Raw genomic sequence first — 15,067 nt, 5'->3', positions numbered from 1 at the left:
ATCAATAAATCTAGCAATTTTGCCAAAATGAAAGCTTTCAGCTTAATTTAAATGCACTACAACATAAAAAAAAGATCGCAATAGCGCATGATTATCTGCTGAAATAAAAAGAGCGTATCTAATCATATAAAGCTGATCAATACGCTCATATCATTTTCATCAATTACGGCAATAAAGCTTTAGCCTTCTCTATCACATTTTCCACACTAAAACCAAACTCTTTAAATAAAGCCTCTGCCGGTGCTGACTCACCAAAAGTATGCATACCAACAACCCCACCGGTTGTGCCAACATATTTGTACCAATAATCAGCAATACCCGCCTCAACAGCTAATCGTGCAGTAACTGAAGAGGGTAATACAGACTCACGATAAGCGGCATCCTGTTTATCAAAAGTATCCGTTGATGGCATAGAAACCACTCGTACTTGATAGCCTTCGGCAGTCAATTTTTCATAAGCATTAACCGCTAATCCAACCTCAGAGCCAGTTGCAATCAAAATAAGCGCGGGTGTTTTTTCGCTATCTTTGAGCACATAAGCCCCTTTAATAATATTGGCTAACTGTTTAGTATCACGTGGTTGCTGTTCAAGATTTTGACGGGAAAAAATCAACGCACTTGGCCCCTCATTACGCTCAATCGCATACTGCCAGGCAATGGCCGATTCAACCTGATCACAAGGACGCCAAGTACTTATATTAGGCGTCAGGCGCAAACTGGCTAATTGCTCAACAGGTTGATGGGTTGGACCATCCTCACCCAGACCAATAGAATCATGAGTATAGACAAAAATACTGCGAATTTTCATTAACCCAGCCATGCGTACTGCATTACGCGCATACTCAACAAACATTAAAAAGGTTGCACCATAGGGTATAAAACCACCATGCAAGGCAATACCATTCATAATAGCCGACATACCAAATTCACGTACACCATAGTGAATATAATTACCTGCTGGAGAATCTTTTATTGACTTAGACGCTGACCACATAGTTAAATTACTGGGAGCTAAATCAGCGGAGCCGCCTAAAAGTTCAGGCAATATCTTACCGAAAACCTCCAACGTATTTTGTGAGGCTTTACGGCTGGCAATATTAGCAGGATTGCGTTGTAATTCCGTCACCAAATTATTTGCAACAGCTTGCCAATTAGTCGGTAATTCACCTTTGGTCCGACGGATAAACTCTTCGGCAAGTTGCGGGAAAGCCCGTTGATACTCAGCAAATTTTTCACGCCAGGTAGCTTCTTTTTGCTGACCAATTTCGCGTGCATCCCAGGCTTGATAAATATCTGCTGGTATTTCAAAAGGTGGATATGACCAATCTAGTGCTGCCCGGGTTTCAGCGATCTCAGTTTCACCTAATGGTGAACCATGCGCTTCTTCGGAACCAGCCTTATGTGGCGAGCCATAACCAATTATCGTTTTGCAGATTAATAGAGAGGGCTTATCGGTAACCTTACGGGCTTGTTCTATTGCTGACTTGATTTGTTCAGGATCATGTCCATCAATACCTTTGATAACATGCCAATGATAAGCGGCAAAACGTTCAGCAGTATTATCTGTAAACCAACCTTCCACCTCACCATCGATTGAAATGCCATTATCATCATAAAAAGCAATCAATTTACCTAATTTCAATGTTCCAGCCAACGAACAAGCTTCATGTGAAATGCCTTCCATCATGCAACCATCACCCATAAATACATAGGTATAATGATCAACAATAGTATGGTCTGGACGATTAAATTGAGCAGCTAACGTTCGTTCGGCAATAGCAAAACCTACAGCATTTGCAATTCCTTGTCCCAGCGGGCCAGTCGTGGTTTCAACACCTGGCGTATAACCATATTCGGGATGTCCTGGTGTTTTGGAATGAAGTTGGCGAAAATTTTTTAATTCTTTGATCGGTAAATCATAACCGGTAAGATGCAGCAAGCTATAAAGTAGCATAGAACCATGGCCATTAGATAATACAAAACGGTCACGATCTACCCAGTCAGGATCAGCAGGATTATGATCCAGATAGTCACGCCAGAGTACTTCAGCAATATCCGCCATTCCCATTGGCGCACCTGGATGCCCTGACTTTGCTTTCTGTACCGCATCTATACTGAGGAAACGGATAGCATTAGCAAGGATTTTACGAGTGATCATTGTTTACTCCAAATCGAATAAATAGCAAATTTGATACTGATTTTCTCAAGGTCGTTTTGCCATCTTAACAGTTAAAATCTAATCTAGGTATCTGCCCTAAATAATCAGCGGTAACAAAATTTTAATCAATAGCAAAAGAATTAAAAATAAGTGAATGAAACAATAATAACAATCACTGTTTGTGCTATAGCGAAAATCAAAACACGAATATCATAATTTTTTCTAAGCAAAAAGGCTGTGAGATTGGATATGATTTTCTGGCAAAAAGAATGATTATTATCTTAAAATACAGAAAGCCCCGAGGCTTATACTCAGGGTTTTATAATATTGGCGGTGCGGACGGGACTTGAAGCCGCTACCCCCGGCGTGACAGGCCGGTATTCTAACCAACTGAACTACCGCACCACGGTATAATCGATTTAAGAACGGCCATGATATTACGAATCAGCAATCTATACGTCAATATTTTTTAGAAAAAAAATCACTATTTGCGCATTTTTTCAGCTAAAAGTGTAACAATGATTAATGTTTAACCTGATCCTTTTCGCAATCATCGGAACGCCAAAGTGAAATCTTTCCACTTTTCTTTTCAATCAGATCCAGTTTTGCTTCATGGCCAGTAATTTCTTCTTGATTAGCATAAATCACGGTTAATCCCATTGCTGAGCGTTCTATTCGTTTAATATCATCGGTATAGGTTTCACTACCTGGCTCTGAATCAACTGAAAAAGCTAACGAGGTTTGTCCTCCGGTCATTGCCATATAGACTTCGGCCAAGATCTCTGCATCGAGCAAGGCGCCATGGAGTGTACGCTTTGAATTATCGATATGATAGCGATCACATAAAGCATCAAGATTATTCCGTTTTCCGGGAAACAGCTTTCTGGCCAATACCAAGCTATCAGTGATCTGACAAAAGTTTGCTGTCGGTGGAATATCTCTATTTAACTTGGAAAACTCATAATCCATAAACCCAATATCAAAAGGGGCATTGTGGATGATTAACTCAGCGCCGCGAATAAAATCTAAAAATTGATCGGCTATTTCAGCAAAAGTTGGTTTATCTTGTAAAAACTCATCACTAATCCCATGAACTTCGAAAGCTTCAGGATCAACTAATCGTGCTGGTTTTATATAAACATGGAAATGACGACCAGTTAAGCGGCGATTGATCACTTCTACCGCGCCAATTTCAATAATATTATGTCCTTCATAATGGATCCCTAGCTTATTCATACCAGTAGTTTCCGTATCAAGAACAATTTGTCTTGTAATCACAGTGCTCATAGTGCCTTTTTATGTCAGACTTAGGGTTATAAATCACAAATAAAATGAGTTTATCAGAAATGACGAAACAGGTAGAAATTTTCACCGATGGTTCTTGCTTAGGCAATCCAGGCCCAGGCGGTTATGGTATTTTACTGCGTTATAATAAACATGAAAAAACATTAAGCAAAGGGTATTTTCGTACCACCAATAATCGTATGGAATTAATGGCTGCCATTATTGGTTTGGAAACGCTTAAACAACCCTGCCAGGTTATTCTAACGACTGATAGTCAATATGTCCGTCAGGGTATCACCCAATGGATCCACAACTGGAAAAATCGCCAATGGCGACGCGCAGATAAATCACCTGTTTTGAATGTTGATTTATGGCAACGATTAGACGCAGCAATTTCTCGACACCAAATAGAATGGCACTGGGTCAAAGGCCATGCTGGACATGCAGAAAATGAGCGATGCGATGAATTAGCAAGAAATGCGGCAAATTCACCAACAGAAGAGGATAGCAGCTACCAAACGGAACAAAATTAATGACGTTTGCGCCAACACTTAACAACCCCCATTGTATTACCTATTTTCATGCGGGTTCGCATAAATTTTATGGGTGTTGGCGTCAACGGTAATGTTCTTTTACGGGCAATGATAAGATTGATACAACCGGCAAATTGCAAATTTCTATTGATAAAATGATCAGGGTTTATCCAGGGTATAATTTGAAAACTTTGTCGCTGCAGTACTTCGTAATTCAATAAGCTCAACCAATCAAGTTGACGCCAGGTCGAAAACATATGACTACGATAGGGTTGCCGCTTACGTAAAAGAGGAATACATTTCCCTAACCCTAGCAAACTAAAAGGATTAAAATTAGATAAAATTAGCCAACCATCATCAACCAAAACCCTATCAGCTTCACGCAATAACCAATGTGGGTTAGTACTGTAAGATAGTTGTTGTATTAAAAGACAGGCATCGATCGATTTGTCCTCGAAAGGCATTTCATTAGGATCACCTAATAATTGACAGTTACTTCCAGCTATATTCATGCTAAATTGATGGGTAATCAGCGATGCTTGGGTATCAATCTGTAAACTCAATTGGCCAATTTTTAATAAATGGAAACCAAATATTTTTGGCCACCATGGTTGTAGCTGCTGGTTCAATGCAATACGATAATACTCTCCCCATGGAATGTCTTCCCAGGAGTCAGGCATTTTAGATCGTTGAGCAATACGAGCTGACTTCATTGTAATATCCTTCTAACCCTTTAGCTATGAGGCATTATTATATTATGGAGCTTATCAGAATTCCTTCCTTAGTTGATAATTATATATGGCTATTAATCTATCAAGGTAACTGTATTATTGTCGATCCTGGTACTGCTAAGCCAGTGCAGCAATTTTTGCAACAAAATGCTATAAAACCGGTCGCTATTTTACTTACTCACCACCATCATGATCACGTCGATGGCGTCAAAGAATTACAAAAATATTATCCCGAATTAGTCGTCTATGGTCCAATGGAAACCAGTAGCAAAGGAGCAACATGTATCATAAAAGGTGGAGAGCAGCTAAATTTTGCCGGCTTTTCATGGCAAATTTTTGCCGTACCTGGACATACTTTAGGACATGTTGCTTACTATCAAAAACCATATCTATTTTGCGGTGATACCCTATTTTCTGGTGGTTGTGGCCGTATTTTTGAAGGAACAGCTGAACAAATGTATCATTCGCTTGAAACGCTTAAAGCTTTACCTGATGAGACGTTAGTCTGTTGCGCACATGAATATACCGCTGCGAATATGGTATTTGCCAGTTATTTGCTACCCCACGATGAAGCAATAAAAGCTTATACTTTAGCCGTGAATCAAAAACGAGCCCAAAAACAATCCACACTGCCATCACAACTTAAAGTAGAAAAAAAGATCAATATCTTCTTAAAATATGACGATCCTTACTTACAAAAAGTATTGGGGTTTTCTCCTGCTACTTGTTCAAATTGTGATGTATTTGCCAAAATTCGCAAACTAAAAGATCGCTTTTAAATTGATGGTTGTCATTAGCTAACGAGATCAGTATCATTCCCTCTTTATTAAACAATTGAATAAATAACAACCTAGGATAGGTTACATTAATGAAGACAAAAGCGATACTATTCGCCTCTGTTCTGCTTGTTGGTTGTCAAATGACACCCAATGAGCAAACGCCAGATCGGTCTTCAGCCAATCAAGATATTGAAACTACCACTTGGGAATCAACCTATTTAATAGAAAATGATTTGTGGGGTTATATTAGTAATGAGCTGAAAATGGATATTCCTGATAATGCCAGGATCAGAAATCAAATCAAATCTTATTTGGCCAAAGAAAGCTATTTGCGGAATGTGACATTACGGGCAGAACCTTACATGTACTGGATTGTTGAAAAAATTGATCAACGCCACCTGCCAATGGAGCTTGCCCTGGTTCCTATCGTTGAAAGTGCTTTTAATTCCCATGCGACCTCACAGGCTCAGGCTACAGGTTTATGGCAGATTATTCCATTGACTGGTCAGTCATATGGATTAAAACAAAATAAATGGGTTGATGAACGCAGAGATGTCGCTGCCTCGACTAGTGCAGCACTAAATTTACTTGAACGATTAAATAACCTATTCGACGGTGATTGGCCTCTAACACTTGCTGCTTATAATTGTGGCGAAGGTTGTGTTCTTAATGCCATCAAGAAAAATGAAGAGCTGGGATTACCTACTAATTATTGGTCATTATCACTCCCCAAAGAAACAATGAATTATGTACCAAAAATTTTGGCTCTCAGTAATATATTACGCAATAGCGAACAATATGCATTGCAATTACCAACAACCAATAAAAATAATGCACTTACCCAGGTTAATATAGGCGAACAAATTACCTTACCTCAAGCAGCTAGACTTTCTGGACTGCCATTAACCGCTCTTAAAGCCTATAATCCAAATTTAAAACATAATATAACACCTCCAGCCGGTCCCTATACTATTATGCTACCAACAGATAAAGCTGATCTGCTTAAGGATGCGCTTTCTGATCAAGACGTATTAAATAGTATTCGCCTTGCTGTTGCCAACAATAATAAACAGATATTAGCTAGACAGCGTGCTATCACTAATTACAAAGTTAAACGCGGTGACTCCTTATCAATTATTGCCAAACGTTTTAATACCACAACCGATAAGCTTAAGTCACTCAATGGCATGAAAACAGCCAACTTGCGGATCGGGCAAACATTAAAAATTAGCGGTAAAAGTAGTTATCGTGCAGCAACTATGATTGCTAAAAATAGCACTTCATCAGGCAAGAAAGGTAAAGTAAATATCAAGACCTACAAAGTCCGTCAAGGTGATTCCTATTACAGTATTGCTAAACGCCACGGCATCGATCTTAAAGATCTGATGAATTGGAACTCTAGCGTTAGAATAGCAGATTTAAAACCGGGCATAACGCTGACTATTCACAATAATATTATGGTAAAATAGCCCTTCGCGCGAAGGGTTATTTTTGCGCATTAATAAAAATTGACGATTATTTCTTTTTATCATTAGATATCGAGATAATAATTTATCCCACTTGAACTTGTCCGTAGTCTGGTAAAATAAAAAATAGAGAATAATAAAAATCAAACTAATAATAAATGCAGCCAATCCAGCTCTATTCCAGGTATCTTGTACAAGTTTAAAGGTTTTTACATCACTATAATTACCATTACGCCATGCCCACTCATTCCCTTTAATACCACATACAAACATCCAAATAAAATTAAATAATGGAATAATACACAGCAACGGCCAGTAAGTTCGATTGCCAAATCCCCAAAAAATACTAAACATAAAAGCGCCCCAATTCCACTGCTTAACACCTTCCGGTATTGTTTTTGTTTGGACCTGATTTTCCATAATTTTCTCCTAAAAATAACAAGTAAAAAGCAACTGAAATATAGTTTATTTTATTATCAAATCAAATTTTCTTTTTTATTGTATTTAATATTTTATTATAAATAAAAAAATAAATAATTATTTAATTAACTTAAAAAGAATAAAAATACCAATTTATAAAATAATATTTATAATTAAAAATAATTTAACATTCATTATCTAAAGCAACTTTAAATAAGATTATTGGTGAAATAAAAATCTACTATTTAATATATAATAAATCCGACATAAATTTTTCATCATAAATTATATTAATACTAAAAGGAACAATAATGGACTATTGCTCAATTTTATTCAAATTAGGTTTAAAAATTCTATTGTTTACTTTAATTACTGCTAATAAATTTATTTATGCCAATACTTCTACTGTTGATATTGCAAAACCACTAGAAAATGGCATTTCATACAATACATTTTCTGAACTTCCTTTCACTCAAAGTGGCATTAGCTTTAATAATGATATCCAATCAAATCCAATACTAGACAATACAGCGGCTAAGATTATTATCGCAGAAATTACTAGCGATAAGCACTCTAATCTACAAGGCACTATCGGCATTAAAGGAACTATTGCAGATTTGATTATTGCCAATCCTAATGGGATCAGTTGGAAAAATGGTAAAATAGATAATGTCAAAAGTCTGTCGCTTATCGCAGGTAAACTGGAAATCCCAGCGAAAAAACGTTACAACAGCTGAAAAGTCTAAAATTCATTACCACAATAGGTAGCAGCATTAATTTAACTGATGATAGAGAAAATTCCTTGTCCATCAACAATCTGGCAAATATTGAGGCTAAAATTAATATTGCTTAAGTTAATCTTTTTGCTGATAAAATTATCATCAACAATAATATAACCCTGGAGGCTGCACAACAACACTACCTTGCCGCAACTGGCGCAATATCTTATAGCCTGCGCCAAGCTAACATTAAACTTAAGCACCTAATCAAACCGGATACTAATCTAACTTATTTACACCATAGTCAGCTTAAACTTAGCCAGCAGACTACTGTCAAAGGGCAAAATATTATTCTGGAAAGCCACCCTTATCACTGTAGTAATAGTTATTCATGCAAAAATAATAATATCCAATTAAACGGCTCGCTGATCGCACAAAATTTTTCCCTACGCGGTGATAGTCTATTTGAAAATTCAGGATCGCTAATTCTTGGCCGGCAACCATGATCGATAAATTGATAATATTAATAAACAGTTGCCTTATTAAGCCATAATAAAAGCATAAAAGAAATCCAAGGACTATTAATAAAAAAGGCGAGATAACAATAAGTCTCTCGCCTTTAATATATGATTAATCAATAACAGTAAATTTAAGCCTGGCCTTTAACTTCTTTTAGACCATTAAAAGGCGCTTTTTCACCTAACACTTCTTCAATACGGATTAATTGATTATATTTAGCAACTCGATCAGAACGGCTCATTGAACCTGTTTTGATCTGGCCCGCTGCTGTTCCTACTGCCAAATCTGCAATTGTAGCGTCTTCAGTTTCACCTGAACGATGTGAGATAACCGCAGTGTAGCCGGCATCTTTTGCCATCTTAATTGCTGCTAAAGTTTCGGTTAAGCTACCAATCTGATTGAATTTAATTAAAATAGAATTAGCAATTCCTTTTTCAATGCCTTCTTGCAAAATCTTGGTATTAGTAACGAATAAATCATCACCAACTAACTGAATTTTGTCTCCTAACACTTTAGTCTGGTAGGCGAAACCATCCCAATCTGACTCATTAAGACCATCTTCAATAGAAACGATAGGATATTGTTTGGTTAATTCTTCTAGATAGTGGGTAAATTCTTGTGAAGTAAAAGTTTTACCTTCACCTTTCAGCTCATAATTACCCGTTTCCTGGTTGTAAAATTCTGAGGCGGCACAATCCATTGCTAAAGTAATATCTTTACCTAACTCATAGCCTGCTGCTTCAACGGCGTCTTTAATTGCGGCTAAAGCTGCGGCATTAGATTCTAAATTTGGCGCATAGCCACCTTCATCGCCGACCGCTGTATTCATCCCTTTGGCTTTTAACACTTTTGCCAAGAGGTGAAAAACCTCTGATCCCATCCGAACTGCTTCTTTCAAGCTTTTTGCGCCCACTGGCTGGATCATAAACTCTTGAATATCAACATTGTTATCTGCATGTTCACCACCATTGATAATATTCATCATTGGTAAAGGCATAGAGAATTTACCCGGAGTGCCATTCAATTCAGCAATATGCTCATACAAAGGCATACCTTTCGCTGCCGCAGCCGCTTTTGCATTAGCCAGTGAAACAGCCAAAATCGCATTAGCACCGAATTTAGATTTATTTTCTGTACCGTCTAATTCGATCATGATTTTATCGATATTAGCCTGATTTTTGGCATCCTGGTCGATCAATGCATCAGCAATTGGGCCATTTACTGCTGCAACTGCCTTCAAAATACCTTTACCTAAAAAGCGATCTTTATCACCATCACGTAGCTCTAATGCTTCTCGTGAACCGGTCGATGCACCAGATGGTGCCGCTGCTAAACCAACAAATCCGCCTTCTAAATGAACCTCTGCTTCAACAGTCGGATTACCACGGGAGTCAATGATTTCACGCCCGATGACTTTAACGATTTTGGACATTAAATTTTCCTCAGTACAAGTTAAATTTCAGCCAATGGTAACAAATTAATACCATTAGCCCATATCTCTTTTCAGCTGGCCTTGCTGATATTCCTTTGCGGCTTTAATAAAACCAGCAAATAACGGATGGCCATCCCTTGGTGTCGAAGTAAATTCAGGATGAAACTGACAAGCGACAAACCAAGGATGGTTAGGATCCTCGATAATTTCCACCAGCTTATTGTCCGCTGAGCGTCCTGCAATACGTAAACCCGCTTCTTCAATACGCGCCAAAAGCTTACCATTGACTTCATAACGGTGGCGATGCCGCTCCATAATTGTGTCGCTATTGTACAACTCACGGACTTTACTACCTTTCTCTAAACGGCATAATTGGCTACCTACTCGCATCGTACCGCCAAGATCACTCTTCTCATTACGAACTTTAATACTACCACTGTCATCAGACCATTCCGTAATTAAGGCAACAACCGGATATGGACAATCTGGCGCAAATTCTGTTGAGTTTGCCCCTTTCATACCAGCAACATGACGGGCATATTCAATCAGAGAAACTTGCATTCCCAGGCAAATACCCAAATAAGGAATATTATTTTCACGTGCATAACGAGCTGCCATAATTTTCCCTTCGACACCCCGTTCACCAAAACCACCTGGAACCAAGATAGCATCAAGTTCTTTTAATAGTTCGGTACCACGCGCTTCAATATCTTCAGAATCAATCAGCTTGATGTTCACTGTTAAACGATTTTTTAAACCGCCATGTTTTAACGCTTCAATAACCGATTTATAAGCATCAGGTAACTCTATATATTTACCTACCATGCCAATAGTTACCTTACCTACCGGATTGGCTTGCGCATCAATAACCTGTTCCCATTCAGACAAATCAGCTGCTGGGCATGTAAGCTCAAATTTCTTACAAATATAATCATCTAGCTGCTGGGATTTCAATAACGCAGGAATTTTATAAATTGAATCAACATCTTCTAATGAAATAACTGCTTCTTTCGGTACATTGCAGAAAAGCGCAATTTTTGCCCGTTCATTAACTGGAATAACCCGATCTGAACGGCAAATTAGCACGTCTGGCTGAATACCAATAGAAAGAAGTTCTTTTACTGAATGTTGAGTTGGTTTGGTTTTAACTTCACCTGCAGCAGGTAAATAAGGCACTAAAGTAAGATGCAGGAAAAGAGTGTGTTTACGACCAACATCAACCGCTAATTGACGAATTGCTTCCAAAAAAGGTAAAGATTCAATATCGCCCACTGTGCCACCAACTTCAACCAAAACGATATCGTGGCCTTCTCCGCCACGAATAATCCGGTTTTTGATCTCATCAGTAATATGAGGAATAACTTGAATAGTTTCGCCCAAATAATCACCACGACGCTCTTTACGCAATACTTCAGAATATACGCGACCGGTTGTGAAATTATTACGGCGTGTCATTTTAGTACGAATAAAACGTTCATAATGGCCCAGATCAAGATCAGTTTCTGCACCATCTTCGGTAACATAAACTTCTCCATGTTGGATTGGGCTCATCGTGCCTGGATCAACATTAATATAAGGATCCAGTTTCATAATAGTAACATTCAGTCCACGCGCTTCAAGTATAGCAGCCAAAGAAGCTGCGGCAATGCCTTTGCCCAGAGAGGATACTACCCCGCCGGTTACAAAAATATAATTTGTTTTCATGCTAAACCTGAAAATTTAGGTGTAAAAGACGATGAATATAACAGGACGGGAAAGCAGTATACCCTAACCTTAAATCTGCTACAAATGTTCTAAACCTATTAAGGTTAACTTTCATCAATAATCTTTCAATATCAAGAATTAGCTTATGCAAATTCCTGTCAATAAATAGCTGCTCGATTATAACATCCTAACTAATACTTAATCCATTCAGCTAAAAATAATAATCACTCTTTTTTAATTTGTTGCCAAAGTTTTTCCATTTCATCTAGTGTAGCATTTTCTAATGAACCGCCTTTGTTTACAGTTTTTCTACTCGGCGAAAACGGTGTTCAAATTTACGACACGCTTTTTGTAATGCTAATTCAGGTTCATGGCCAAGATGGCGCGATAAATTAACCACCGCAAAAAGTAAATCACCAATTTCTTCTTCAATATGTGATTGGCTCGGTTCAGGCTTATTTATTTCTGCCAAAACCTCTTCAATTTCTTCATGAACTTTGGCTAATACCGGGGCAAATTTGTCCCAATCAAAACCGAGAGCCGCACAGCGTTTTTGCATTTTGTTGGCTTTCATTAATGCCGGCAGTACTTGTGGAATATCATCTAAAACTGAATGCTGATTTTTTGCGGCCCGTTCTTTGACTTTATTTTTTTCCCAATCATATATTGCTTTATCGCTATTAATAATCGATTGTCCAGCAAAAATATGAGGATGACGTGATATTAATTTTTGACTGACGATTTGGCAGATTTCATTAAAATCGAATAATTTTTGTTCTTTTGCAATCTGGGCATAAAAGACAATATGAAACAGTAAATCACCCAATTCTTCTTTTAAAGCAGCAAAATCTTGTCGTTCAATAGCATCAACAACTTCATAAGTTTCCTCCAGCGTATAAGGCGCTATTGTGGCAAAAGATTGCACTTTATCCCATGTACAACCATGTTCAGGATCACGTAACTCAGTCATAATCAATAACAATTGTTCTATTGCAGCTGAGTCCGTTTGCATATTATTTCCATCCAAAGTTAATAAAGTTCAAAAACCTATCAATGCGCCGCTTGCTAAAACATGATGTTATAGTTACGACTTAATATAACGTTTAGCCTCAAATACATCAGGGAGTTGATTTAATTTCGCTAAAATACGACCTAAAACAGGTAACTGATTGATTTCAATATTTAAATCGATAGTCGCCAATTGTTGTTTAACATCACTACGACTACTAACACTTAAAACATTTACTTTTTCATTAGCAAGAATAGTCGTAATATCTCTTAATAACCCACTACGATCATTAGCAATAATTCTCAATCCTAATGAATAACCACTAGCGTAGTTTTCACCCCAAATAGCATCGACAATTCTTTCTGGTGCATGCAATTGTAGCTCGATCAGTTGCTCACAATCGATACAATGGATCGAAATACCTCGACCTTTAGTAATAAAACCAACAATATCATCACCAGGAATTGGCTGACAGCAACGAGCAATGTGGTGCATCAAGTTGCCAACCCCTTCTACCACAATTCTACCGCTATCTTTCACTGGCAAGCGGATAGAGGATATTTTAGACCCAAGTGTTTTTAACGCGGCGCGGTCTGCTTCTTCGGCAGTGGTTTGGCTAAACTTATTCTGTAAAAAATTTACTAGTTGATTAATACGAATATCACCAACACCAATACCTGCCAGCACTTCATCCAATGAGTTAACGTTGTAGCGGGTTAATAACAACTTTTCCGCCTCTTTTATACTTATCGCCAGTTGATTAAGTTCGTTATCTAATATTTGTCGCCCTGCCTGGATATTCTTATCACGATCCTGCTGACGAAACCAATTGTGGATCTTAGCGCGACCGCGGTTTGTCGTAACATAGCCTAAATTTGGATTGAGCCAGTCACGGCTGGGATTGGGATATTTTTGCGTAATAATTTCAATTTGATCTCCCATCTGTAAGTGATAACTAAAAGGAACAATCCGGCCGCTGATCTTAGCGCCAATACAGCGATGACCGACATCACTATGAATATGGTAGGCAAAATCAAGTGGGGTTGAGCCAGCAGGCAAATCAATGACATCACCTTTAGGTGTAAAAACATACACGCGATCATCAAAAACTTGGCTACGAACCTCATCAAGCATTTCCCCTGAATCAGCCATCTCTTCCTGCCAGGCTATCAATTTTCTTAACCAAACAATACGATTTTCATGGCTACTGCCTTTGCCTGTTATTACCGCACCTTCTTTATATTTCCAATGGGCGGCAATACCTAATTCAGCATTTTCGTGCATTTGGCTGGTCCGGATTTGTACTTCAATCGCTTTACCATTTGGCCCTAACACCACAGTATGAATAGATTGATAGCCATTCGGTTTAGGATTAGCAACATAATCATCAAATTCATCAGGTAAATGGCGAAAATGAGTGTGCACAATACCTAATGCAGCGTAACAATCCTGTAAACGTTCAACGATAATACGCACAGCGCGCACATCAAACAGTTCATCAAAGGCCAGGTATTTTTTTTGCATCTTCCGCCAGATGCTATATATATGTTTCGGGCGGCCATAAATTTCTGCGGTAATACTTTCCTGTAGCATAAAATGTCGCAGTGACGAAACAAAATCATCAATATAGCGTTCACGATCGATACGACGTTCATGGAGTAATTCAGCAATCTTTTTATATTCATCTGGGTGTAAATAATGAAAACAGAAATCTTCTAGCTCCCATTTCAATTGCCCAATGCCTAAACGGTTGGCCAAAGGCGCATATATATTTAAGCACTCTTTTGCTGCTAAGACTCTTTCTTCTTCAGAGCGTTCCCTTACCTCGCGTAAATGGGCAATACGTTCTGCGATCTTAATCACCACGCAACGAAAATCTTCCACCATAGCGAGCAACATCCGACGAATATTATCCACCTGAGTAGAACTTTTTTCGCCTAATTTGCTAGCATTCAATTGGCGAATGGCGTCCATCTCCATCACACCTTTAACCAATCCGTGAATCGATTTACCAAATTCAATATTAATAATTTCCTCAGTGACAATTTTGGCATCAACTAAAGGAAACAGCATTGCCGCACGCAGACTATCGAGATCCATGCTTAATGTTGACAGGATTTCTCCCATCTCGATGCCACGCCATAGCAGTAATTGACGATGTTCATGTTGCTGAACTTTGCTATAGCAGTAATGCCAAAGTTCAATTAACTTTTGTTCTGAGTCATTGTTGGTAAGTTTGAGACTGGCAACCCACTTATCAACGACAAATTCTCCTGCAGATGTCAAATGAGCGCTTCTAATTGCAACCATAAT

At 38.2% G+C, this 15,067-nt stretch carries 11 protein-coding genes, 1 tRNA gene and 1 pseudogene; 4 read left to right on the top strand and 9 right to left on the bottom strand.

Going from position 1 to position 15,067, the window contains the following annotated elements:
* Positions 1 to 163: 163 nt before the first annotated feature.
* The 3 genes from tkt to dnaQ all read right to left on the bottom strand — a co-directional run bounded on the left by tkt (position 164) and on the right by dnaQ (position 3,445).
* Positions 164 to 2,158 carry a transketolase gene (tkt, locus tag V3224_RS26115; RefSeq protein ID WP_334473382.1) on the bottom strand — a complete coding sequence of 665 codons (1,995 nt, stop codon included), beginning with the start codon at positions 2,156 to 2,158 and terminating at the stop codon, positions 164 to 166.
* Positions 2,159 to 2,486: 328 nt separating this feature from the next.
* Positions 2,487 to 2,563: transfer RNA gene (locus tag V3224_RS26110), tRNA-Asp, on the bottom strand.
* A 117-nt stretch (positions 2,564 to 2,680) separates the two neighbouring features.
* Complete coding sequence (gene dnaQ, locus V3224_RS26105; protein WP_334473381.1) at positions 2,681 to 3,445, bottom strand: DNA polymerase III subunit epsilon; 765 nt, start codon at positions 3,443 to 3,445, stop codon at positions 2,681 to 2,683.
* A gap of 59 nt (positions 3,446 to 3,504) precedes the next feature.
* Between dnaQ and rnhA the strand changes: the two genes are divergently transcribed.
* Positions 3,505 to 3,975 (top strand): ribonuclease HI, encoded by a 471-nt coding sequence (rnhA, locus tag V3224_RS26100; protein ID WP_334473380.1) that lies wholly within the window; start codon positions 3,505 to 3,507, stop codon positions 3,973 to 3,975.
* Here the strand turns inward: rnhA and V3224_RS26095 are convergent.
* Positions 3,972 to 4,688 (bottom strand): class I SAM-dependent methyltransferase, encoded by a 717-nt coding sequence (locus V3224_RS26095; RefSeq protein ID WP_334473379.1) that lies wholly within the window; start codon positions 4,686 to 4,688, stop codon positions 3,972 to 3,974. The genes rnhA and V3224_RS26095 overlap by 4 nt on opposite strands.
* Before the next feature lie 44 nt (positions 4,689 to 4,732).
* On the opposite strand from V3224_RS26095, the gene gloB reads away from it, so the two are divergent.
* Together gloB and mltD are read left to right on the top strand one after the other, a co-directional pair.
* Complete coding sequence (gene gloB, locus V3224_RS26090; RefSeq protein ID WP_334473378.1) at positions 4,733 to 5,485, top strand: hydroxyacylglutathione hydrolase; 753 nt, start codon at positions 4,733 to 4,735, stop codon at positions 5,483 to 5,485.
* An 89-nt stretch (positions 5,486 to 5,574) separates the two neighbouring features.
* A complete protein-coding gene (gene mltD / locus V3224_RS26085; RefSeq protein ID WP_334473376.1) occupies positions 5,575 to 6,954 on the top strand; it encodes a murein transglycosylase D in 1,380 nt (459 codons plus the stop codon).
* On the opposite strand, the gene V3224_RS26080 is transcribed toward mltD, so the two are convergent.
* On the bottom strand, positions 6,904 to 7,371 hold the full coding sequence (locus tag V3224_RS26080; protein WP_334473374.1) for a hypothetical protein: 468 nt from the start codon (positions 7,369 to 7,371) through the stop codon (positions 6,904 to 6,906). The genes mltD and V3224_RS26080 overlap by 51 nt on opposite strands.
* Positions 7,372 to 7,682: 311 nt before the next feature.
* Between V3224_RS26080 and V3224_RS26075 the strand changes: the two genes are divergently transcribed.
* The gene (locus V3224_RS26075; RefSeq protein WP_334473372.1) at positions 7,683 to 8,108 is read left to right on the top strand and encodes a two-partner secretion domain-containing protein; all 426 of its coding nucleotides are present in this window, start codon (positions 7,683 to 7,685) and stop codon (positions 8,106 to 8,108) included.
* 631 nt (positions 8,109 to 8,739) lie between these two features.
* On the opposite strand, the gene eno is transcribed toward V3224_RS26075, so the two are convergent.
* From eno to relA, 4 genes and pseudogenes are all read right to left on the bottom strand, one after another.
* Entirely contained in the window at positions 8,740 to 10,041 is a 1,302-nt protein-coding gene (eno, locus tag V3224_RS26070; RefSeq protein WP_334473370.1) for a phosphopyruvate hydratase, read from the bottom strand.
* Positions 10,042 to 10,095: 54 nt separating this feature from the next.
* The gene (pyrG, locus tag V3224_RS26065) at positions 10,096 to 11,745 is read right to left on the bottom strand and encodes a glutamine hydrolyzing CTP synthase (protein ID WP_334473368.1); all 1,650 of its coding nucleotides are present in this window, start codon (positions 11,743 to 11,745) and stop codon (positions 10,096 to 10,098) included.
* Between the two features lie 224 nt (positions 11,746 to 11,969).
* Positions 11,970 to 12,757: pseudogene (gene mazG, locus V3224_RS26060) on the bottom strand (nucleoside triphosphate pyrophosphohydrolase).
* A 72-nt stretch (positions 12,758 to 12,829) separates the two neighbouring features.
* Complete coding sequence (gene relA / locus V3224_RS26055) at positions 12,830 to 15,064, bottom strand: GTP diphosphokinase (RefSeq protein ID WP_334473367.1); 2,235 nt, start codon at positions 15,062 to 15,064, stop codon at positions 12,830 to 12,832.
* Positions 15,065 to 15,067 lie beyond the last annotated feature (3 nt).

Origin of the sequence: Arsenophonus sp. PmNCSU2021_1 (assembly GCF_036919435.1) — a bacterium.
Taxonomy (GTDB): Bacteria; Pseudomonadota; Gammaproteobacteria; order Enterobacterales; family Enterobacteriaceae; genus Arsenophonus; species Arsenophonus nilaparvatae.
The sequence above is the reverse complement of the archived record's forward strand: the minus strand, read 5'-3'. Positions and strand labels throughout refer to the sequence as shown.

What these genes read in the sequence shown, in the direction of transcription:
- tkt (WP_334473382.1), bottom strand. Translation starts at nt 2,158, where the DNA reads ATGATCACTCGTAAAATCCTTGCTAATGCTATCCGTTTCCTCAGTATA.
- dnaQ (WP_334473381.1), bottom strand. Translation starts at nt 3,445, where the DNA reads ATGAGCACTGTGATTACAAGACAAATTGTTCTTGATACGGAAACTACT.
- rnhA (WP_334473380.1), top strand. Translation starts at nt 3,505, where the DNA reads ATGACGAAACAGGTAGAAATTTTCACCGATGGTTCTTGCTTAGGCAAT.
- V3224_RS26095 (WP_334473379.1), bottom strand. Translation starts at nt 4,688, where the DNA reads ATGAAGTCAGCTCGTATTGCTCAACGATCTAAAATGCCTGACTCCTGG.
- gloB (WP_334473378.1), top strand. Translation starts at nt 4,733, where the DNA reads ATGGAGCTTATCAGAATTCCTTCCTTAGTTGATAATTATATATGGCTA.
- mltD (WP_334473376.1), top strand. Translation starts at nt 5,575, where the DNA reads ATGAAGACAAAAGCGATACTATTCGCCTCTGTTCTGCTTGTTGGTTGT.
- V3224_RS26080 (WP_334473374.1), bottom strand. Translation starts at nt 7,371, where the DNA reads ATGGAAAATCAGGTCCAAACAAAAACAATACCGGAAGGTGTTAAGCAG.
- V3224_RS26075 (WP_334473372.1), top strand. Translation starts at nt 7,683, where the DNA reads ATGGACTATTGCTCAATTTTATTCAAATTAGGTTTAAAAATTCTATTG.
- eno (WP_334473370.1), bottom strand. Translation starts at nt 10,041, where the DNA reads ATGTCCAAAATCGTTAAAGTCATCGGGCGTGAAATCATTGACTCCCGT.
- pyrG (WP_334473368.1), bottom strand. Translation starts at nt 11,745, where the DNA reads ATGAAAACAAATTATATTTTTGTAACCGGCGGGGTAGTATCCTCTCTG.
- relA (WP_334473367.1), bottom strand. Translation starts at nt 15,064, where the DNA reads ATGGTTGCAATTAGAAGCGCTCATTTGACATCTGCAGGAGAATTTGTC.